Genomic DNA, 20,379 nt, shown 5'->3' on the forward strand with positions numbered 1-20,379 from the left:
GACCATAGTTACTCTCGCTCATCCGATATGAGCCTAACCGTGATCATGATGACGATCTCCGATTGGCCGCGCTCTTTGCTGTCTTTGCGGAACAGCTGGCCGATGATGGGCAGGTCGCCTAAGAGCGGCACCTTTTCCATCTTGCGAATCTCGTCTTCGCGTATGAGACCACCGATAACGATCGTCTCGCCATCCCGGATGCGGATGGTCGTGTTGGCAAATCGGCGCGCTACCTGTGGCAGGCTGCCGCCGCCGGGCACCTGAAGGAAGCCCGTGATAACGGACGCTTCGGGATGAAGATTGAGCGTGATGAGCGAATCTTCGTGCACCCTGGGCGCCGCCTGAAGGATTATTCCAGCATTGACCTTCCCAGTCTCAATATTAATTCCGGTCGAGGTCTGCTGGATCGATTTGACGTAGTTGATCTCGTCGCCGATGAAGATCGTGGCTTGGCGCCCGTCGAGCACGGCGACCTTAGGACTGGCCAACAGGCGATTGCGCTGATCGGTCATCATGGCATTGAGGGTCGCGTTGACTTGCCACGGAATCTTGATCAAGCCAAACCGAATGCCTTCATGGTTTCCAGAGACGTTCAGTTCGTTCGTCCAGGGAGCATAGTTGCTGTTGCTCGGGTTGAACTGCTTAAAGTCCCAATCGATGCCGATCTCGCTGAGCTTTCTGTCGATCAGATCGACGACTTTTGCCTCGATCAAGACCTGAGGCACGCGCACATCGGCTTGCGCCAGCACGTTCAGCGCGCGCTCTACATCGCCGGTCGGGCCATAGAGGAGCAGCGTGCTGGGCGACTCCATACCGGGCGTTGCGGCCGTCGATGTGGAGGTTCCGCCCGATGGAGCGCCTGCGCTGGCCGATTGAGAAGAACCCGAAGCGCCTGCGGAGTCGCTACCGCCTTCCGACGATCCGGCGCTGCTGGTCATGGCCGATCCTCCGCCCAGAGTCGCATGGCTTACGAGCGGCATCGGACCCAAAGCGACCGAGACGGTCGGAACCATCTGCTCGACGATTTTCTTCAGGTCGCGGGCGTCGGAGTACTTAACCCTGTAGGAGTGGGCGACAATCTGAGAATCGTCCGACACGGTGCGTTGAAACTCCAACACGGCTTCGCGAGCGGCGACGACCGAATCTTTCGGGCCGGAGAGCACGATGTAGGGCATGGCCGACTTTTCGGGCACGCTTGATTTAACGCTCGGAAACTTAGCCGTTATGTAGTTTGCCACTTCGCCGGGAGACGTGTTGACCAAAGGGATCACATCGGTCAGCATCTCTACATTGGTTGGGATTGGGGAGCGCGAGAACTCGGCTATCGAACTTTCGGAGCCTACGATATAGGCGCTGTCCAACCGTCTGTAGTGGAACTTGCTCAGTCGTGCGACTAAGTTCAGCGCTTCATCGACCGTTACATTGGTCAGGCTGACGGTGATCTGCCCCTGAACTTCTGGGCTGGTTACAATGTTCACGCCCGATTGATAGGCAAGAGCCTTGAGGACATCGGTGATCTCGGCCCGAACAAATTCGAGCGAGATTCGAACATCGCTGGCGGTCGTCCTGTAATCAAACCGACTCGTGCGCGAAGCGACCGTCATGGGCTGGCTTGCTAAAATGGCAGCCGGCGGCTCGACGGGAGTCTGGGCAGCAATGACGGCCTCGCGCAATGGCTCGGCCAGGTTGGACGACTTGATGGGCTCTGCCCGCTGGGGCGGCGCTGGTTTGGCATTCTTGCCCAAAACGATCTGGTAGCCGTTGTCGACGGTGGTCAGCCGATAGGGCGTCTGGCCCTTAAGCGTCAGCACCAGCCGCACTTTAGGAGGCTTGTTGGTGTACCAACCATACCGATAGCTGGCAAGATGCGGGTCGTTCAATCGCTGGGTTTTGGGCTTGCCATCGAGCGACGCGCTAAAATCGACGACCAACAGGTTGCCTTTCATGGATGCGATGGTCGGCTTTGGCAGCGCCTTGCCTTCGATCGTAACGGCGCATCCGCCGTCCTTGCAACTGGTGTGAACGATCTTATCGACTTTCTGGGCGTTGGCGCACACGATGGCTGCCAACGCGATGAGTATGGCTATCGGCCTCATTGTTTCCGGCCTCCTTGACTGTATTCTTCGGAACCTTCGTGCTCTTGGCCTGGGCGAAGCTCGAATCGTTCGCCATGGCCCGAAATCGTCACCGAACCGCGTTTGACTTCGACCAGGCGATAGCCGTTTCCTAAACTGTCGCCTGGACGAGCAAAGCGGGTTGTTCCATCAGCGTTTCTGACGATGGCCAATGATTTAGGGCCCTGTACGACGCCCTCGATCGTGGCTGAAAGTATAGGTTTGCTCGGCGGCTCTTCTACATTATTCGGGTCTGCCTCGCGCAGACCAAACGATCCGGTCAGCGGCGGCAAGGGCTGATCGATCCGGTATCCGCCGTTCGATCGGTTCGTTGCGACCGGTTCGTTATTCTCCGGTTGAACAGGCTTCAGCGAGAATCGACGATCCGGCTTGAAGGGGTCCTGCTGAGGCAACTGGGCGAGCATCGTTGCATTCATCAGATTCGCCCCATCGTTCGCGTCTGGCTTTTTGGAGGTATCCTCTGCGCTCTTTTCGGCCTTGTCGACAGGCGGATCGCCGCCCATGTTCTGATACTGCCAAAAGCCGACTGATAGAATGACGAGGGCAAGCGCGCCCAACAGCGCCAACGGAGGCTTCTTGCCTGCGTCGCCAGCTTCGCTTTTGCTTTTTAGTTTGTCAAGAAATCCAGCCATCGCCTATCCTCCTTGGCCGCTTGCATTGTCGTTTGCCGCTTGTTTGAAGATAATCGCCTTGACTTCCGTCGTTACTTCTAACTGAGGATTCCCGTCGCTGTCCGCGTCGGCCTTTGTCTGCACCGTTACACGCTGGACAGCGAGGATCTTAGGGAACTGATTGAGCGCTTTTAAGAACCGCATCGTGGCCCAGAAGTCTCCTTTGACCGCCACCGAGATAGTTTGCTCGTCGTACGGCTTTCTGACTTTGGGCGCGGTCTCGGTTTGGGCGTCGCCTTGCGGCGGCTTGGCCGTGGCCGCTTGGCTGACCGGCCTAACGGCTGCAATCCTCAAACCAACGCTGGTCGCCATCGCCTCCATCTGTTTGAGCAGGGTTGGCACGTATTCGCGCGGAGTAACGCCCTGTTCGAGATAGGCGATGTGGTCGTACAGACCGTTGATGGTCGCGTTAAGGACCTTTAGCCGTTCTGGAGAGGCCTTGGCCGCGACCACCTCTTCGGATCGCTTTTTGTGCTCCTCCTGTGCGATTTTGATCTGATCGTAAGCCAAGTAGGAGACGCCGGCAGAAGCCAATAGCGTAACCAGGATCAGCCCGCCCAAGACTTTGAACATCGATTCGACAGACTTAGGATTTTTCATGGGCGCCCTCCTTCTTGTCGTTGGCGACCGGCAGTTCGGTACCCTTGATCAGCGCGGACACTTCAAAGTCGACCGCGTTCGTCCAGGCGTCGAGCGTCTTCTCTTGCGTAAATTTGAGTTCGATCCGCTCCAAGTCAGGGCAATTGTTCAGTCGAAGCATGAACTCGCCGACCAACTGCTGAGAAGCCGCGGTGCCGCCAAGGGTCAGCGTGTAGGGCCCCGTACTGCCCGCCCGCTCGTTCGTCCTGATGGTGTGCAGCCACAAAAACTCAGGCGAGTTGAAGCTAATGTGGGTCAAGATTCGCTGCCATCGTCCGGTATCGCTTTGAGCGGCCACGAGCGTGGCTAATTGCGGGGTCAGCCGTGCGATCTCGCCTTCTAGTTTGGCGATTTGCTTTCTGGCCGGTTCCAATTCTTGCAGCTCGGCGTCGAGCGCGCGCGTCTTCGATTCGATGCCGGCTATAAAGAGCGCCGCAGAGAAGTATCCGCCAACCGCCAGCACGACCATTCCCAGCCAAAGGAAGCCCATGATACGGGTTCGGCCCTGCTGTTTTCTGCGTTGAGCGCGCTCGTTCGCTATCAGGTTGATCATTGACATTCGATACTCTCCTCAGGCGGCAGTTGCCAATTCCATGCTCGCGCCCATCGCGGCGCCGACCACCGTCGCATAGGCTGGTCCGATCGATTGACTTTCGGCGGTTACTCTTGACGCATCGATGGCGGGACTGGCGAACGGGTTGAGAATTTCGGCCGGCAGGTTCAACTTGTGATGGAAGTAGTCGGCCACGCCGGCCATAAGGCTGCCTCCGCCGCCTAACAACAATCGATCGATCCGCGCGTCCTTGCCCGAATCGTCGGCCATCTGACTCTGATAGTAGTTCAGCGATCGGCGAATCTCCCGAACCAGTTCGTCGAAAATCGGCTGGAGCAGTCGCAGGGGCGGATTTTCTTGCGGCGCGCCTCCGGGCGTTACCAACTCGCTCAAGTTGACCGACCTCTTGACCTCGTCCGCTTCCTCAGGGCTATAGTGGAAGTAGTTTCGGATAGCCGTGCTCATTACTTCGCTTCCGATATTGATATAGCGAGTCAGAGCAAAAGCGCTCCCGTGCATCACGGTTACCTGCGTATGGTTGGCTCCAATGTCGATCAGCGCCAATCCGGCAGGGTTCTCGACATCGGTAGCCTGCAACTGAACGCTCCGCAAGAGCGCGAAGGGTTCGATCTCCACAACCTCGGGGTCTAGGCCGGCGATTCGGGCGGCCTGCAGTCGCGATTGAACGACCTCTCTCGGCGCGGCCACGATCAGGGCTTCCATCTGGTCGGCATTGCGGCTGATTACGTCAAAGCCTACGTAATGCTCGCTGGTCGCGGTCGGCAAGTACCGGCTCGCTTCGTACTGAATCGATTTAGCAAGCGCGTCGTTGGTCATGGACGGCAGTTTCACAGGCCGTGCAACGACCGCTGGACCGCCGACAGTAAGCGACACAGCGCCGCCTTTGAGCCCGATCTCCTGTATGGTCCGCTTGATAGCCGCGCCGACGGCCGGAGCATCGATAACAGTGCCCTCGCGAACCGTGTCTTGCGGGGTTGGACATTCGAGCGCCTCTTCGATGGTTCCGTCGCAGCGCATCTGGCAAAACTTGATCGAGTGCGAACCGACGTCGATCGAGATCGCGCCCTCTTTAGAAATCCACTTACGCAGCATTTGATTCACCTCCGCCGGTCGATTCCAGGTTTGCGCCCTCGTTTTGCATCATCCATTCTTCCAGCGCGCTCTTCATAAAACGCCATTTGCCGTCTACCTGAAAAGCAGGAAGGGAACCGTTCTGAGCCAACGCTGAAACTTGTCCGGTCCGCAATCGCAAGAATCGAGAGGCTTCGGTCAATGTCATCACAGGGTGCATCGTCTGGACGATTCGTCCCAAGACATCGCAGAGCTGCTCGGAGGTCAGCAGGCACTCAAACCGGACTAGTTGCTTGTTGGTCCCCGTCTCTTCGTCTGCCTGCACAGCGAACGATCCGACCGCCGCGCTCGGCTGAGGCACATAGGGTTCGGGCGCAGGCGGCGGATCAGACTGCGCTGCTCTTCTAATCGCATCGGCCAGATTCATCGCTACCACTCCTTCCCCTGAAAGTCGGATATCACCCCATGCATGGTAAACCCATCGATATGCTTTGCGCCCGAACTCATACCGATCATTAGGGCGTTGTCGGCCACTTGGCAGACCAGACGCGGATAGCCGCCCGTAAACTGATGCATCTCGAACAGCGCATCGGGCGTGAACGGTACTCGGTCTCCCGCATATCCGGCCGTGCGCAGTCGGAATTCGATCAGATCCGTCGTTGCGTTTTGGTCCAGCGGCTTGATGGTGTGCTTGACCGCCATGCGCTGATGCAGGGCCGGCACTTTTTCGACCTTCTTCAGAAGTTCCAACTGACCGAGCAGCAGTAAGCTCAGCAAGAATTGGTCGTTCATCTGGCAGTTCAGCAAGAGCCTAAGTTCCTCAAACGTGTTCGATCCGCGGATTAAGTGCGCTTCGTCGATGATCAGCACGGCGCGCTGGCCATGTTCGTACATTTCGATCAACTTGGCATAGAGTTTCTGGACCAGTTCCTGTCTGTCTCTGGAATTGACCGGCGAGCCAAGTTGGCTCAAGATTTCGCGCATCAGTTGCGTCGGCGTCAGTACTGGATTAACGATCAGTGCGACTTTGAACGCGACCGGGTCTAAGAGTTCCAATAATTTGCGACTGAGAGTCGTCTTGCCCAGGCCGATGTCCCCGGCCAACAGCCCGGCCCCTCGATTGCGCGTCAGAGTGTAGTGCAGCATCATCAGCGCGTCTTCGTGCTCTTTAGACAGATACAGGAAGCGCGGATCGGGCGTTAGAGCAAAGGGCGGCTCCGACAACCCCCAATAGGCTTCGTACATAGCGTCTCCTCCCAACGTTCGACTGATAGCCCTACTGCGGGCTCGCCATCAGGAGTTATCGGCAAGGATGCGAGGTATCTTAAGCGGAGACGGAGGTTTATCCGACAAGCTGCATCGCTCGAAGCCGCGACACAATGCGAGACTTGCGAACCGCGCCGGCATGAGCGGGCTCGGGAGGCGGGTAGGCGGGCAGTTCGAACAAGAGCCGATCAAACTCCCCATAGTAGGCTGGGACGATTTCTCTCATGCTGGCCATCCGACAAGCGCCGATCAGTTTCAAACAGGCTCCAAGGGACAGAGTTTCGGAGTGGACGGCCACGACCAAGGCTTCTTCTAACTCGCCTTTTATATCGGACGAGGCGATCGTTTGGCGCGCCTCGCGCTCGGCCAACGCGATCGAATCGACGATAGCCCGAATTTGGGCGACGGTCTCAGAGAGCTCCGATCGCCCGCTCAGCGCCGAGATTTGGACAAAACCTTGGACGGTGGCGCTGCCCTCGCCGTACAATCCCCTGGCCGTAGCGCCCAAGGTCTGTAGAGCCTGAATCCATCGCGAGGAACCGCCGGATCGATGAAGTCCCGGCAAGTGAGCCATCAAGCCAAGGCGAGCGCCGCCTCCCAGATTGATCGGGGAAGCCGTCAAGTAGCCCAACTTTCGACTGTGCGCCCAATCCGTGCCGATGCGCTCCGAAAGATGCTCCCAATGGCTGATCGCGCGCTGAGCGGACCATCCGCGAAATGCCTTTTGAAGTCGCAGATGGTCTTCTTCGTTCGCCAGACCTGCCAACGACAGATCGGCGCTGGTCAGGATAGACCGTTCGGGCAGGGGATGCCAAAAGGCTGTTCCCGCTATTCGGGCGCCGACAAAATCAGCTCGTTCGTCCAAGGATGTCGCTTCGAGCGGCGTCTCTTTCAGAGGCCCAAATCGATCGCAAAGCCTCTCCGTAACGATGGCGCGCGAGGATCGAAGCTGTTCCGGGGTGGCCGAGTGAGGAAAGGGCAGATCGAGCAGATTTCGAGCGATTCTGACCCTTGTCGAGAGAACCACGTCCGATAACGCTCCCTCTTCTCCCAGCCACAGCGGCGATACGAGCGTCATTCTACGGAATTCTACCCAAGCAGACGTCTGGGTAAAGAGGCGCCGTTCGATCGCCAAATATTGAAGGGTGAAGTCGGCTTCCGGCATCACGGGGCATCGCCTGACCGCCCTGAGGGTGGCCCTTGCCATGCCGGACGCCGATACGCGCGAAGGATGGGTTGAGTGAAACCGAAAGCGATTGAGGACAAAGTGAGGAGCAGCGTCGCGGCATTGAGACCATTGCCAGCGGCCGTGATGGAACTGTGGGAACTGGCCGATTCGCCCACTGCAACGGCAGAGCAAGTCCACGATGTGGTGCTGACAGATCCGGCCCTGACGGCCAAAGTGCTCCGTTTGGCCAATACGGCCTACTATGGGCTATCGAAGCAGGTCGATACCATACGTCAGGCTGTGATCGTGCTTGGGATGCAGACGGTGAAGAATCTGGCGCTGGGGGTCGCGGCCTTTCACACGCTCAAGGGCGGCAAACGTTCGGCCATTCCCGAAGAAACCCTGTGGCGACATGCGATGGCCTGCGCATTGGTCTCGCAACGACTGGCCAAACACGTCTGTCTCTCTGCCCGCGATGTCGAATCGGTTTTTATTGGCGGATTGTTGCACGATCTCGGGCTGATCTTTCTGACCTTCCACTTTGAGCAGGAGTATCACAAGGTGCAAAAGTTGGAGCGCCAGCGTCTTACGCGCGAACAGGCAGAGGCTAAGATCTTTGGCATCGACCACGTCGAAATCGGTCGTCTGATTTGCGCGCATTGGAACTTTCCCGAATCGCTGACCGCCATGATCGCACCTCCAGAAAGCGCTCTAGACGCCGGAGACCGACATCGAGAGATGGCCGGATGCGTCCAGTTGGCCGACTATTGGCTGCACCTCATCAACGAGGCGCCGCCGGGGCTCTTCGCTATCGACGATCCAGTGCCCGAACTGTTGTCGTGGCCTAGGCTGAAGGAAGAAGAGCAAAGCGCTTTGATCGCCGAATCCCTAGAGAACTTAGGCGCGATGCAGAGCGCGCTGACAGCCGCCTAAGGCTGAGTCCAAGGACGCGGCAGAAAGAGCCGCTCGTAAATCTGGATGGCATATCGATCGGTCATTCCGGCGATGTAGTCGCAGATTTTGATCTCGACCGACTCCTTCGATGTGGGAACGAAGCCTTCTGGAAGCGTTTCAGGATGCTGGATGTAATGGCCAAACAGTCCGCCGATCAGACCTTCCGCTCGCTCTCGCTCGTTGACCACTTTGGGGTTCTGATAGACCGTTTCGAACATGAAAGTCTTCATCTCGTTCATCGCCTCTAGCATGGGCGGGCTGAACGCGACCGTTCCTGCTTGTCGGCTGGTGTCGGTCAGATCGACGACCATGGCGGCGATGCGCTGGCTGTGGCCGTTTCCTAATCGTTCTTTCAGAGTCTTGGGCAGGTCGTCGTCAGACAGCAGGCCGGCCCGTTTCGCATCGTCCAGATCGTGATTGAGATAGGCGATCCGATCGGATAGTCGGACGACTGCCGCTTCTGGGCTGCTCGCGCTCGCCGCCTCGTCTTGGCCGAGATCGGACGCGCCTTTAGAGTGCCCGGCAATGCCTTCTCGCGTTTCGTAAGTCAAGTTGAGACCCTTGCCATCGTTCTCAAGCGCGTCCACAACGCGCAAACTCTGTTCGTAATGCCGAAAGCCTCCCGTTTGACCGTGCGCTTTCATCAGCGCGTCTAAGGCGGCCTCGCCGGTATGTCCAAAGGGCGGATGGCCAAGATCGTGTCCCAGAGCGATCGCCTCGGTCAGGTCTTCGTTAAGGCGCAGCGCTCTTGCAACCGTGCGAGCAATCTGAGCCACTTCCAGCGTGTGGGTCAGGCGGGTGCGGTAATGGTCTTCGCCCGGATCGAGAAACACCTGCGTCTTATGTTTTAGCCTACGGAAGGCCTTGCAATGGACAATCCGGTCGCGATCGCGCTGAAAGGCGGTCCGAACCGGGCAGGGAGGCTCTTGCCGAACTCGCCCTCTGGACCGGCTGCTCTTGGTCGCCCAGTCGGACAGGAGTTGTTCTTCCAGCGCTTCGTTCTGCTCGCGGATGGTCATTGGGCGCCGTTTTCGGTCGGCGTTTCGTCGGCGATAGCGCCCAACACGCCGTTCACAAATCGACCCGACTCTTCCGTGCCGTACTTCTTGGCCAGTTCCACGGCTTCGTTCAGGGCGACCGCTTTGGACAGATCCCTATTGAAGATCAGTTCGTAGGCGCCTATGCGGAGCACGTTTCGGTCGAGCACTGCCAAGCGATCCAAAGTCCAATCCTTGAGCCGGTCGGAGATCCGCTTGTCCAACATGGCTCGATGTTCGCAGATTCCCATGACCAGTTCTCGCAGATATTCCTCGAGCGACGGCTCCAACTTGGCGACGGGGACGACCTCCTCCAAGGCTTCGACGGGGCTTTTGCCGGCGACCTCGATCTGATAGAGCGTCCGTAGCGCCCACTCTCGCGAAGGTCGTCTGTTCAGGCTCATCGGCGGGCCACTGCGTCGTCTGGCGCAAGCACAGAACGCGCGAAGTCCGTAGTCGCCTGGCCTGCAACGAAGCGCGGGTCCGTAATCAGCCTGATCAAGAACTCTCGACTAGTGCGGAAGCCTGTCAGTCGAGTCTCGTGCAGCGCGCGTTCGAGCCGAGCGATCGCCTGTTGACGATCCGGCGCCCGAACGATGATCTTGGCTAACAACGGATCATAGAACGGAGGCATCGAATAGCCCGTGTAGAGGTGGCTGTCTACCCGTACCCCGGGTCCGCCCGGAGGAATCCACTGGGTGACATCGCCGACCGAGGGCGCAAAATCGTTCTCCGGAGATTCAGAGGTCAGCCGCGCTTCGATCGCCCAGCCGTTGATCTTCAACTGAGACTGTTCGACGTCCAACTTCTCGCCGGCAGCGACACGAATCTGCGTTTGGACGATGTCAACTCCGGTGATCAGTTCGGTTACGGGGTGCTCCACTTGAAGCCGTGCGTTCATCTCGATAAAATAGACTTGCCCCTCGCCGTCCATCAGAAACTCGACCGTGCCGGCGTTCGTGTAGCCGACGGCCTTTGCCAATCGCACGGCTCCCTCTCCCAATTGAGCTCTCAAAGCAGATGAGACGGCGGGAGACGGCGCCTCTTCGATCATCTTCTGATGGCGCGGAGTCTGCACCGAGCATTCGCGCTCAAAAAGATGGATCGCATTGCCGTGCTGGTCGGCCATCAATTGAACTTCGATGTGCCGCGGATCAGAGATGTACTTCTCCAAATAGACGCTCGGCGACCCAAATGCAGACTGCGCTTCGTTCTGTGCGATTCTCAAGGCCGGTATCAGTTCGTCCCGTGCGAAAACTCGCCGGATTCCGCGTCCCCCGCCTCCCGCAGCCGCCTTGATCAAGACTGGATAGCCCAATTCGTCCGCCAGCTGGTACGCTTCGTCCTCGCTGTCCACCGGTCCGTCGGACCCGGGCAGCACGCTAACGCCGACCGACCGCGCTATCTGCCGCGCAACGGCTTTGTCTCCGACCGAACCGATCGCCTTGGGAGGCGGACCGATGAAGACGATTCCAGTGCCTTCACAGGCTTCGGCGAAGCTTTCGCGTTCAGACAGATAGCCGTAGCCCGGGTGGATGGCTTCGCAACCCGTGATCTTGGCCGCCATCAGGATGTTGGGCAGATTGAGGTAACTATCAGTGCTTGGCGGTAGGCCGACGCAGACCGATTCGTCCGCCATCTGAACGTGAAGCGAGTCCTTGTCTGCCGTGGAGTAAACTGCGACCGAACGGATGCCCATCTCGCGGCAGGCGCGAATGATCCGCAGCGCGATCTCTCCTCGATTAGCGACAAGTATTTTCTTAAACATGATCAGTAGTTGGCGTGATCCGGATTGGGGCAGCGCACGGAACCGTTACGATTGTCATAAAGGTAAGGCTGCTGTACGATTGGACAACTCAGCATCTCGTTCGGGAAGCGCAGAACCCGAAGAGAATCGGGCGGCGCTTCGTCGGCATTGATTCTCTCTACTTGAATGCCCATTCGAATCTGGTTCAGGTTCTCCTTGCACTTGACCGACTCGGCGGCCTGCTTGGTCTCGGTAATTCGGCTGACGGGCTTTTCTCCAGGCTTGCGCTTCTTTCCGTCTGGTTGCCAATAGAGCCAGACCATCATGAGCGCCATCACTATCACAAGAGCAGCCATGGCGCCGATCAGGGAACTGCCGTTTTTTCTCATGACTCTTCGCCACCCGAGACCTCTATCACCGCGATCGGTTGTGCGAACTCGACGGGCGCATTGTCGGCTATTCGCCATTCGGTTAGAACACCGTCGGTGGGCGATGGCACGTCGATTTGAATGCCCATCGCCTCTATCGTGCCAAGGCTCTCTCCGCGCTTTATGGTTGCGCCCGGAGCAATTTTGGCCTGATAGAAGAATCCGACCAACGGCGATTGTGCTTCTACCAGAGCGCTGCCCGGCCAATCGACGCTGAGTTCGGTTTCTTCTACGGCAGCCGCTTCCATCGGAGCGTAGAAAAGGGGGGGCAACAGTTCGTGGCTTTCGTCATTGGCGCGTCTCAATCGAATTCGCCCTTCGGGGCCAGAGAGCGACACTTCGGTCAATCGCCGTCGAACCATCAGGTCCGCCAGGCGCTGTATTTCGTTCAACAATTCCGGGTTCAGATCTTCCATGAGAAGCAAGCGGTTTCGACCAGCCTCAAGAGATAGCTTAATAGAATCACGGCAAAGCAGACGTAGAGCAGCATCGCGGCCATTTCGTTTGCCTGCATCGACGCTTGTACGGCCTCTGTGCTTCCCGTCGGCCCCGACGGACCGCCTGGCGTCAGCGAGATCTTTGCCAGGACGTTGTCAGCCGTCTGAAGCAATTTGAACATGGAGCCCTTCAGCGAATCGTGCAACAGGTAGGCGCCGCCGATGATGCTTCCGACCGTTACGGGCGCCAAGAGCTGATACTTCTGCTTCTGGTGCTCGTTGTAGATGACGCACTCTTTGCACCGCTCCTTTTTTTCGAAATCGGAGAGTTGGCGATTGTAGGGAATGAATCGCACATTCATCTCTGGATCGGCGGCGGGCGCTTTGTTCATCATGGCGGTTACGATCGCCTTCTCCTCGCACATGCACCCGACGCGCTCGCGCCAACAAGTGCGTCGAGAATGGTAGATCGGGCATCGCTCGCGCACGTAGCTTCGGCAAAAGGGCAGTTGCCAGCATTTGCCCATAAACCGGGCGGTCGGCACTTCCTGTTGTTTGACGTCCTGCCCGACGCCCAACACTTGATCCAACTCGGAGCCGTACTTTAACCGCCTGATCCCGCGATTGACCCCGTCGAACACAGCCAAGAAAACGCCAGGGATGAAGAGCACCCACGCCATGTTTTGCATCTGCCCAAATGCCAGATCGACCATCCGGTTGGAGCCGGACAGTTCGCCCTTGAACTGCGTGAGGGTGAAGGGAATTGCGAAGTAAAGCAGCACGGCCACGACGATCATGAAGTAGCCGAGCGACGATTCGTCGATATAGAGCCAGCAGGCGCCCATGACCAAAAGCGCGCAGCCCATGATGCCCAACTTTCCGACGTTGTTGATCGTGTTGACGTTGTCGGGGCTTGCAGCGCTGGCTTCGTCTAGTCGACCGGTTACTAGCCAAAAGAGGAGGATCAGCAGCGCCAAGACGGAAAGCCCCGATCCGAAATAGACGAATCCTAAGGCGATGCTGCTGATGCGCTCCAATACTCGGGCCTGAGCGGCTTCTGCGGCGTACTTAGCAGGATCCATACCGATCTTTTCTATTCGACTGTAGGCCCGCTTTCCCTGCTAAGCCTTCTTGATGCGTTCGATATACAGCCCTTCGCGCGTGTTGACCTTAAGCAGGTCGCCGACGTTGATGTGAAACGGCACCTGGACGACCGCGCCCGTCTCCAGCGTGGCAGGCTTGTATCCGCCCGACGCCGTGTCGCCGCGAAAGTTGGGATCGGTCTCTTTGACCTCCAACTCCATGAACTCGGGAATTTCGGCGCCGACGATCTGGCCGTCGTGATTGAGGATTTGAACTTCCATCGATTCCTTCATATACTTTGAAACGTCTTCGAACAGGCTCTTAGGCACGTGCGCCTGGTCGTAGGATTCCAAGTCCATCAGTACATAGTCGTCCCCGTCTTCGTACAGGAGTTGCATTTTCCTTCGCTCGATATACGCGCTTTCGAAACGCTCGCCCGACTTGAAAGTCCGCTCTCGGATGGCGCCGTCTCGCAGGCGCTTCAGTTTCACGCGCATGATTGCGCTGCCCCGACCCTGATGCGACTGTTGATAATCAACGATCGTATTGATCTCGCCGTCTACAATAATGTTCAACCCGCTACGAAAATCGGCAGTATCGACCACTCAAATATCCTCCGCCAGAAGTATACCGCTTGGCTAAGAAACGATCGTTTCGCTCCTCTCAGGTCCGACCGACACGATGGATACGGGAACGCCCGTGCGCTCTTCGATAATCGACAAGTACCGCTGTGCGGCATCGGGCAGCGCTTCTCTCGATCGGATCCCTCGCAGGTCGTCTTTCCAGCCCTCCAACTCGATGTAGACAGGACCGTTCGAACCGTGCTCGATGCACGCTTTCAATGGATCGATGCCCGACAGAACGTCAAGCCGTGTTATTGCCAACTCGGTCATGGTGTTGATCTCGGCAGAATACTTGAGCATCGGCAGGTCCAGCCACCCGCAGCGTCGGGGGCGGCCGGTTGTTGTTCCATACTCTTGACCCTGGTCTCGGATCCGTTCCCCGGTCGAATCCTTAAGTTCGGTTGCAAAGGGCCCTTCGCCTACTCGTGTGGTGTAGGCTTTCGCAACGCCAATAATTCTCTTCAGATGGCGCGGACCAATCCCAGTGCCCAAACATGCGCCGGCGGCTATCGGGTGCGAGGAAGTTACAAAAGGATAGGCGCCATAGTCGATGTCCAGAAGCGTGCCTTGCGCTCCTTCCATGATAATGCGCTTGCCGGACCGTACTGCATCTAACAGGCGTGCAGGCACATCGATGGTCTGATCGCGAAAGCGCCGACCCAACGGCTCGTAAATGTCCAGCATCGATTCGAGCGCGATGGGCGCATGGCCGTAAAGATGTTTTAGGATGGCGTTCTTCTGTTCGAGACTCTTTTCCAATCGGGCACGGAACCGGAGAGGGTCCACCAAATCTTCCATGCGCAGGCCAGATCTCGCGGCCTTGTCGGCGTACGTCGGGCCTATGCCGCGCTTGGTTGTTCCGAGCGGGCTAGAACCTCTGCGCGACTCCTCCAACTCATCGATCATCGTGTGGTATCGGAGGATCAGGTGACAGCGCGAGCCGATTCGAAGATTAGAGGAATCGATCCCCTTGGCAGCGACAATGTCCAATTCCTGCGCCAAGTTGATCGGATCGACCGCCACGCCGTCGCCGATGACGGCTGTCGCATGGGGATGCAAGAGCCCGCAAGGAACCGTGTGGAATTTGAACTCCTGGTCCTTAAGCCAAACGGTGTGGCCCGCGTTGTTGCCTCCGCCGTAACGGACCACATAGTCTGCATCGCTGGCCAGGAAATCGACTATCTTGCCCTTTGCCTCATCCCCCCATTGGGCGCCCACGACCACGGTAACAGCCATAGGTAAGGAAGTGTACCCTGCGACTAAGCGGGTTGCGCTTGGCCGATCAGTTCTGTAACGGTCGCGATCTTGCGCTCTGCCAGGTGCGCCGTCAATCCGTCCAGCGCCTCGATAGACGCGGTCGGCTGAACGTAGCTTCCGCTTCCTATCTGTACCGCGCTGGCACCGGCATAGATGAACTCCAGCGCATCTTGCCAGGCGATCGCTCCGCCAATACCGATAATCGGCGCCTTCAGCTCGGTCGCTGCCCGCCAGACGTGATAGAGCGCGATCGGTTTGATGGCTGGGCCGGACAATCCCCCTGTTCTATTGGCCAAGCGAAATCGACCGGTGAGCGGGTTGATGGCAATGCCTCGAACGGTGTTGATCAGGCTGAGAATCTGCGCTCCCGAGCGCAACGCCGTTTCGGCCAGCGGCACGATATCCGTTACATTGGGCGAAAGCTTAACGATTAAAGGCAGATCGGTTTCGCTTCTGACTGCGCTGACGACTAGGGCCAGCGATTCGGGGTCGACTCCAAACTCGATTCCGCCTCTCTCTTGGTTTGGGCACGACACGTTCAGTTCCAAAGCTACAAAACCACTGCGTCCGGCTAAACGACGGACGATCTCGACAAAGTCGCCGACCGTATCGCCGGCAATGCTCACGATGACGGGGGCGCCGAGCGTTGCAACCTTGGGCAGCTTCTCCTGAATAAACATCTCGATGCCGTCGTTCTGAAGCCCGATGGCGTTCAAAAGCCCTGCAGGCGTTTCGACCACGCGCGGCGGTTCGTGGCCTGGACGGGGCGCCAGAGTGCAGCTTTTAGTAACGATCGCGCCTAATCGAGAGACATCGATCAGGTCGGCGAACTCGATGCCGTAGCCAAAGGTGCCCGAGGCGACCATGATCGGATTGGGAAAGCGGAGCGGACCGATCTGTACGGCGAGGTCGGGAGCGGAACTCATGCCGATATTATGGCGCGGAAGGCGAAAAAATGGGATAAGGGGGGCTCAACCCCTTATCCCGATGTTGCTCTACTCAACCGCATGGGTATATTATACCGGATTGAGTCAATGGGTTAAACGAGTATTTCAAAAAAATCGGCGAGCATCACCGATTCAGGGCACGCTCCAGTTCTTTAAGCCGCCGGCCCAGTTCTTCAAAATCGCCGCTCTTCATCGCATCCTTCACGCGGGTTAGCGCTTTCTTGGCATCCTCTAAGGCGTTGCCAGAGGAGGGTTGCGCCGTTGGTCTGGTCGCCGTCGCGACGGGCGCCGCGCCCGTGCCGAGCAGTTGTTGCAAGCCCTCGCCGACCGTGTTCGTCATAACGACTCGATTGCCCGCGCCCAAAATGATCTTCTTCAATTCAGGGATCGCCGTCTCATTCGAGGCTTTAAGATAAAGCGGCTCGATGTAGAGGGCAGAGCGTCCCATGGGGATGACCAGCATATGTCCGCGCACCACCTCGCTCACCTGCTGGTTCCACAGGTTCAATTGTTGCGAAATCACCGGGTGTTGGCTGATGCGCGCCTCTACCTGCACGGGGCCATAGACCAGCCGTTCTTTCGGAAATCGGTAGAGAAGCACCTGGCCGTAGTGTTCGGGATCGCACCGCGCGGCCAACCAGGCGACCATATTGCCGCGCCCTAGCGGCGTAAATGGCAGAATCAAGATATATTCGGCCTTTGGCTCGCCCGGAAGCTGAGCGATCACATAGTACGGCTCCATCATTTGTGGCTGAGCGCCTTGGAAAAGTTCTTGAGCGATCGTCCAGGCATCCTCTTTGTTAAAGAAGACTCTTGGATCGGTCATGTGATACAACTGGAGCATGACCGACTGAACCGTAAAGAGGCTCTGGGGATAGCGGAGATGCTCCGCCAATTCCCTGGGCATCTCTGAGATCGGCTTAAACAACTTCGGGAACATCTTGCGGTAGGCTTTGAGCATCGGGTCCGTTTCATCGACCATGTATGCCTCTACCTGGCCAGTGTAGGCGTCGATCGTAACCTTGACCGAGTTGCGCAAGTAGTTGAACGAGGGCGCCGCGCGCTCGTTTTGCCGAAACGGTTTGCTATAAGGATAAGCGTCTGTGTGCGTGAAGGCGTCCCACATCCAGGTGATCCCGCCATTGAAAATGACGGGATAGGGATCGTCGTCAAAAAGCAGGTAGGGGAAGACGGCCCGCACCCGCTCGCCGATCTGTCGCCTAAAGAGCAGTCTCGATTCGGAGGTCAGATCGCGAGAGAGCAGGATGTTGGCGTCGCTGAGTCGCAGGGAGAACATCGTTCTCACCAAAGCGCTACTGAGGGGGGCGCCCCCGTCGGCGCCATACGTTGTGTAGGCGTTGTCTTCCTGTCCTTCTCCTACCAAAAGCGGATAGTCGAGTTCTTTCAGCTTGGATCGGACGATACTGTATCGCCAGGTGTTCTCGCCAAAGTAAATCGCCGGATTCTCGACATCGATGTCTTCTGGAGACTGTGGCGGTAGATCCTTGATCAAGAAAACGGGCTGGCCTTCTTCCGTCGCCTCGTTGACGCGATTGAGGACCAATCCATAGCCGTGCGTGTACAGCAGATGCAGGTTTTGCCACTTTTGCGCTTGCGGCGGCAGGCCCTCGGTGTTCAACTCTCGCACGGCCATTGTAACTTGCCGGAGCTTTCCATCAATCTTGTAACGATCGACGTCGATGTCCATAAATCGGTAGTAGGGTTTGAGCGCTTGGAGGCTGTTGTAAACCTGCTTAAGCGGCCGATAGTCCCACAGTCGGATGTTCTCGATAGTCTCTGGCGCGGTTGCAAGGTCGCTTGCGGCGATCTCCGTCTGGATGTTCATTTGAGACACTTTGAACCGCTCCAGACCGTACGCTTGTCGCGTCATTTTCAAGTGGGTCTCGATGAACTCGCCTTCTCGCTCCAACTGATTGGGCACAACGTTAAAGCGCTGAATCATGCTGGGATAGGCGCCCAAACCCAGAATGACCGCGACCAGCGCCGCGACAGCGGATACCGCCGGAAGGATGAACAGTCGTCCCACCTTGATGTTGACCAGGCAGAGAACCGCGGTTAGACCCAGCAGACCGATCACGATGTTTAGAGCGGGCAGACTCGCGTGTATATCGGCGTAGCCTGCGCCATAGAACTGATCGTGATCGCTGAACAAGAAGTCATAGCGCATCAGGCTCACTCGCGCTGTTACCGCAGCAAAAAAGAGCGCGGCCAGTGACAGCAAGTGCGGCCTCACCATTGCTGCGAGCGTTGGCAGCCCCCCCAACCATCCGAGCGCCCGATTGAAGTAGTAGTAGACCCCTGTGGCGATCAGCGCTACCAACAGCACGAAGGCGATCGAGCCGTAGAGCTGCTTCAAGAAGGGCAATTTAAAGAGGTAAAAGCCCAAGTCCTGATTGAACAAAGGATCTGTCTCACCTACGACCACGGCGCTCTTGAAAAGCAGAAAATCCTGCCAGCCCGAAACGGCGGTCAGGCCGAACATGAGGCCGACAAACAGCGCCGCGCCCATCATGCCCCAATAGGCTGCTTTCTTGATCGTGCGCGCAAACCGTGCGAGCTTCACTTGATCGAGTTTGGACGACAACAGGATGTCGAATCCGGCCACTCGGTTGGCGATGAGCAGGTTGAGAATCACTATTGCCGCGAATCCAAGACCGAAGATCAGAAAGAGCGTCCACTTGGCACCCATGATGGTCGAAAAGACATCAGGACGGTTGACATCGGTCGAGAACCATACCCAGTCGGTATAGACGCGCACCATTACCCCGCCAAAAATCATGAGAAACAGCCCGAGAGCAATAAAAAGGATGCAACCAATGCCGCATCCTTTTGGCTCTTGCGCAGTTCGGCGAGGATTAGCCATTGTTGGTTAGACCGCCATCACCACGGGCTCGCTCTCCACGCCCGCTTTGTTGATGGCATAGACGGCGGCTTGCGATGCGGGGATGGTCGGCAGCGCTACAAGCTCCTTTTGATTGCCAGGGAAGAGAAAGAGCTGCTGTTGATTCCGGTGGAAGGCTTGGACGGCCCAAAGGAACGGCTCGCCCCCGTTGCCGCCGACGCGCAACTGGAGCGGCGAGCGATCTTCAAGTTTGACATAGGGCCTGCCGGGCCGCTTCTCGCCGAGCCAGGGATAGGCCAAATTGAGAGCAGGCTGTGCGTAAGAGGTTGCCTGAATCTTTTCGGAAATCCCGCCTCTATTTTGCAGAAAGACCTTCATGCTAAAGTGGATGACGCCATGGGAGCCTTTGGTTCGGCGGCTCACTTCGATCTGGTTGAGCGGTTCTTCTACCGGATAAGATCGCGCTGTGCCGTCCTCGACCAAGCTGGTGAATAGACCCGGCACCATGTTCCTCTGCTTGCGGTTCTGCTCGATCCACCATTTTAGAAGCTCTGGAAAGGCCTGCTTGGGCGCTTCGATCTTCCAGTAAAGCTGGGGCGCGAAGTAGTCGAGCCAGCCGTTCTCCAGCCAAATCTTTGAGTCGGCGTACAACTCTAGGTACGGGTCGAAGCCGCTGACGCTGGGCGGGTGGCCGGGACGCCAGATTCCAAACGGGCTGATCCCCACCTTTACATGTTTCTTGACGCCCTTGACTCGATCGTACATCTCCTTCACGAACCGATTGATATTGTCCCTTCGCCAATCGTCTCGGCTCAATTTGCCCCCTTTTCGTTGATACGCCGCCCAGCTGGGATCGTCGGGGAACGGGATGATCGCCCCTTTCGAGTCCCTCTCTTTATAAGGATAGAAGTAGTCGTCGATGTGAACCCCGTCCAAGTCGTATCGCGAGACAACGTCTAAAACCACGTCCAAACTGTGTTTCTGCGCGTCCGGTTCGCCTGGATCCAGCCATAAGTACCGGCCATAGGTTTTGCAAATGCGCGATTTCGTCCGACTCACGTGCGTCGGCCCGGGCTGGGACTTGCTTTCGTAATGTCTGGCTCTGAACGGATTGAACCAGGCATGAAGCTCGATCCCTCGCTTGTGCGCCTCGTCGATCGCGAAGGCCAAGGGGTCGTAATCGTCGCTCGGCGGCTGGCCTTGCGTGCCGGTCAGAAAGTCGGACCAAGGCTCCAGTTTTGATTTGTACAGAGCGTCGCACGCTGGACGTATCTGAAAGATAACCGTGTTTAGGTTTAGCTGCGCGCACTTGTCCATGATGGCCAACAGCTCGGCGCGCTGATTTGCGGCTTGCAGGGCAGGCTTGGTCGGCCAGTCGATGTTCGCGACGGTGGCCACCCAAACGCCTCTAAACTCTCGATTTAACGGAGGAACCATAATCTCTTCAACCTCGCTCGATACTCCTTCCAATGCGTCTTC

Annotated in this window: 20 protein-coding genes; 1 reads left to right on the plus strand and 19 read right to left on the minus strand. The window is 57.5% G+C overall.

Annotated features, from left to right (window positions below; translation table 11 throughout):
- Positions 1 to 8: 8 nt before the first annotated feature.
- The 8 genes from HUU60_01655 to HUU60_01690 all read right to left on the minus strand — a co-directional run bounded on the left by HUU60_01655 (position 9) and on the right by HUU60_01690 (position 7,563).
- Positions 9 to 2,096 (minus strand): AMIN domain-containing protein, encoded by a 2,088-nt coding sequence (locus HUU60_01655; GenBank protein NUL81411.1) that lies wholly within the window; start codon positions 2,094 to 2,096, stop codon positions 9 to 11.
- The gene (locus tag HUU60_01660; protein NUL81412.1) at positions 2,093 to 2,767 is read right to left on the minus strand and encodes a hypothetical protein; all 675 of its coding nucleotides are present in this window, start codon (positions 2,765 to 2,767) and stop codon (positions 2,093 to 2,095) included. Before HUU60_01660 ends, HUU60_01655 begins: the two co-directional genes overlap by 4 nt.
- A gap of 3 nt (positions 2,768 to 2,770) precedes the next feature.
- On the minus strand, positions 2,771 to 3,406 hold the full coding sequence (gene pilO / locus HUU60_01665) for a type 4a pilus biogenesis protein PilO (protein NUL81413.1): 636 nt from the start codon (positions 3,404 to 3,406) through the stop codon (positions 2,771 to 2,773).
- Positions 3,393 to 3,998: a PilN domain-containing protein gene (locus HUU60_01670; protein NUL81414.1), complete on the minus strand. Its 606-nt coding sequence runs from the start codon at positions 3,996 to 3,998 to the stop codon at positions 3,393 to 3,395. The genes pilO and HUU60_01670 overlap by 14 nt, the downstream gene beginning before the upstream one ends.
- Before the next feature lie 18 nt (positions 3,999 to 4,016).
- On the minus strand, positions 4,017 to 5,111 hold the full coding sequence (gene pilM, locus HUU60_01675) for a type IV pilus assembly protein PilM (GenBank protein NUL81415.1): 1,095 nt from the start codon (positions 5,109 to 5,111) through the stop codon (positions 4,017 to 4,019).
- Positions 5,101 to 5,310, minus strand: coding sequence for a helix-turn-helix domain-containing protein (locus HUU60_01680; protein ID NUL81416.1), 210 nt, complete (start codon positions 5,308 to 5,310; stop codon positions 5,101 to 5,103). The genes pilM and HUU60_01680 overlap by 11 nt, the downstream gene beginning before the upstream one ends.
- 209 nt (positions 5,311 to 5,519) lie before the next feature.
- Positions 5,520 to 6,335, minus strand: coding sequence for an AAA family ATPase (locus HUU60_01685; protein NUL81417.1), 816 nt, complete (start codon positions 6,333 to 6,335; stop codon positions 5,520 to 5,522).
- Between the two features lie 97 nt (positions 6,336 to 6,432).
- Positions 6,433 to 7,563, minus strand: coding sequence for a hypothetical protein (locus HUU60_01690; protein NUL81418.1), 1,131 nt, complete (start codon positions 7,561 to 7,563; stop codon positions 6,433 to 6,435).
- 33 nt (positions 7,564 to 7,596) lie between these two features.
- Here HUU60_01690 and HUU60_01695 point away from each other — a divergent pair, with 33 nt between their 5' ends.
- Positions 7,597 to 8,457, plus strand: a complete 861-nt coding sequence (locus HUU60_01695; protein ID NUL81419.1) for an HDOD domain-containing protein — start codon at positions 7,597 to 7,599, stop codon at positions 8,455 to 8,457.
- On the opposite strand, the gene HUU60_01700 is transcribed toward HUU60_01695, so the two are convergent.
- The 11 genes from HUU60_01700 to HUU60_01750 all read right to left on the minus strand — a co-directional run bounded on the left by HUU60_01700 (position 8,454) and on the right by HUU60_01750 (position 20,337).
- Positions 8,454 to 9,497, minus strand: coding sequence for a deoxyguanosinetriphosphate triphosphohydrolase (locus HUU60_01700; protein NUL81420.1), 1,044 nt, complete (start codon positions 9,495 to 9,497; stop codon positions 8,454 to 8,456). The genes HUU60_01695 and HUU60_01700 overlap by 4 nt on opposite strands.
- Positions 9,494 to 9,919, minus strand: a complete 426-nt coding sequence (gene nusB / locus HUU60_01705) for a transcription antitermination factor NusB (protein ID NUL81421.1) — start codon at positions 9,917 to 9,919, stop codon at positions 9,494 to 9,496. The genes HUU60_01700 and nusB overlap by 4 nt, the downstream gene beginning before the upstream one ends.
- Positions 9,916 to 11,283, minus strand: coding sequence for an acetyl-CoA carboxylase biotin carboxylase subunit (gene accC / locus HUU60_01710; GenBank protein NUL81422.1), 1,368 nt, complete (start codon positions 11,281 to 11,283; stop codon positions 9,916 to 9,918). Before accC ends, nusB begins: the two co-directional genes overlap by 4 nt.
- 2 nt (positions 11,284 to 11,285) lie before the next feature.
- On the minus strand, positions 11,286 to 11,651 hold the full coding sequence (locus tag HUU60_01715; protein NUL81423.1) for a hypothetical protein: 366 nt from the start codon (positions 11,649 to 11,651) through the stop codon (positions 11,286 to 11,288).
- A complete protein-coding gene (locus tag HUU60_01720; GenBank protein ID NUL81424.1) occupies positions 11,648 to 12,115 on the minus strand; it encodes an acetyl-CoA carboxylase biotin carboxyl carrier protein subunit in 468 nt (155 codons plus the stop codon). The genes HUU60_01715 and HUU60_01720 overlap by 4 nt, the downstream gene beginning before the upstream one ends.
- Positions 12,094 to 13,209, minus strand: a complete 1,116-nt coding sequence (locus HUU60_01725) for a hypothetical protein (protein NUL81425.1) — start codon at positions 13,207 to 13,209, stop codon at positions 12,094 to 12,096. The genes HUU60_01720 and HUU60_01725 overlap by 22 nt, the downstream gene beginning before the upstream one ends.
- Before the next feature lie 39 nt (positions 13,210 to 13,248).
- Complete coding sequence (gene efp / locus HUU60_01730) at positions 13,249 to 13,815, minus strand: elongation factor P (protein NUL81426.1); 567 nt, start codon at positions 13,813 to 13,815, stop codon at positions 13,249 to 13,251.
- Between the two features lie 33 nt (positions 13,816 to 13,848).
- Positions 13,849 to 15,069 carry an adenylosuccinate synthase gene (locus HUU60_01735; protein ID NUL81427.1) on the minus strand — a complete coding sequence of 407 codons (1,221 nt, stop codon included), beginning with the start codon at positions 15,067 to 15,069 and terminating at the stop codon, positions 13,849 to 13,851.
- A gap of 23 nt (positions 15,070 to 15,092) precedes the next feature.
- Positions 15,093 to 16,016, minus strand: coding sequence for a dihydroorotate dehydrogenase (locus HUU60_01740; protein NUL81428.1), 924 nt, complete (start codon positions 16,014 to 16,016; stop codon positions 15,093 to 15,095).
- Between the two features lie 145 nt (positions 16,017 to 16,161).
- Positions 16,162 to 18,921, minus strand: coding sequence for a UPF0182 family protein (locus tag HUU60_01745; GenBank protein ID NUL81429.1), 2,760 nt, complete (start codon positions 18,919 to 18,921; stop codon positions 16,162 to 16,164).
- Between the two features lie 6 nt (positions 18,922 to 18,927).
- On the minus strand, positions 18,928 to 20,337 hold the full coding sequence (locus HUU60_01750) for a family 10 glycosylhydrolase (protein NUL81430.1): 1,410 nt from the start codon (positions 20,335 to 20,337) through the stop codon (positions 18,928 to 18,930).
- Between the last annotated feature and the right edge of the window lie 42 nt (positions 20,338 to 20,379).

The organism is Armatimonadota bacterium, from assembly GCA_013359125.1.
Lineage (GTDB): Bacteria > Armatimonadota > Fimbriimonadia > Fimbriimonadales > GBS-DC > JABWCR01.

Bases quoted from the DNA above. Each gene is read 5' to 3' on its own strand.
- HUU60_01655 (NUL81411.1), bottom strand. From the start codon at position 2,096: ATGAGGCCGATAGCCATACTCATCGCGTTGGCAGCCATCGTGTGCGCC.
- HUU60_01660 (NUL81412.1), bottom strand. From the start codon at position 2,767: ATGGCTGGATTTCTTGACAAACTAAAAAGCAAAAGCGAAGCTGGCGAC.
- pilO (NUL81413.1), bottom strand. From the start codon at position 3,406: ATGAAAAATCCTAAGTCTGTCGAATCGATGTTCAAAGTCTTGGGCGGG.
- HUU60_01670 (NUL81414.1), bottom strand. From the start codon at position 3,998: ATGATCAACCTGATAGCGAACGAGCGCGCTCAACGCAGAAAACAGCAG.
- pilM (NUL81415.1), bottom strand. From the start codon at position 5,111: ATGCTGCGTAAGTGGATTTCTAAAGAGGGCGCGATCTCGATCGACGTC.
- HUU60_01680 (NUL81416.1), bottom strand. From the start codon at position 5,310: ATGCACCCTGTGATGACATTGACCGAAGCCTCTCGATTCTTGCGATTG.
- HUU60_01685 (NUL81417.1), bottom strand. From the start codon at position 6,335: ATGTACGAAGCCTATTGGGGGTTGTCGGAGCCGCCCTTTGCTCTAACG.
- HUU60_01690 (NUL81418.1), bottom strand. From the start codon at position 7,563: ATGGCAAGGGCCACCCTCAGGGCGGTCAGGCGATGCCCCGTGATGCCG.
- HUU60_01700 (NUL81420.1), bottom strand. From the start codon at position 9,497: ATGACCATCCGCGAGCAGAACGAAGCGCTGGAAGAACAACTCCTGTCC.
- nusB (NUL81421.1), bottom strand. From the start codon at position 9,919: ATGAGCCTGAACAGACGACCTTCGCGAGAGTGGGCGCTACGGACGCTC.
- accC (NUL81422.1), bottom strand. From the start codon at position 11,283: ATGTTTAAGAAAATACTTGTCGCTAATCGAGGAGAGATCGCGCTGCGG.
- HUU60_01715 (NUL81423.1), bottom strand. From the start codon at position 11,651: ATGAGAAAAAACGGCAGTTCCCTGATCGGCGCCATGGCTGCTCTTGTG.
- HUU60_01725 (NUL81425.1), bottom strand. From the start codon at position 13,209: ATGGATCCTGCTAAGTACGCCGCAGAAGCCGCTCAGGCCCGAGTATTG.
- HUU60_01735 (NUL81427.1), bottom strand. From the start codon at position 15,069: ATGGCTGTTACCGTGGTCGTGGGCGCCCAATGGGGGGATGAGGCAAAG.
- HUU60_01740 (NUL81428.1), bottom strand. From the start codon at position 16,016: ATGAGTTCCGCTCCCGACCTCGCCGTACAGATCGGTCCGCTCCGCTTT.
- HUU60_01745 (NUL81429.1), bottom strand. From the start codon at position 18,921: ATGGCTAATCCTCGCCGAACTGCGCAAGAGCCAAAAGGATGCGGCATT.
- HUU60_01750 (NUL81430.1), bottom strand. From the start codon at position 20,337: ATGGTTCCTCCGTTAAATCGAGAGTTTAGAGGCGTTTGGGTGGCCACC.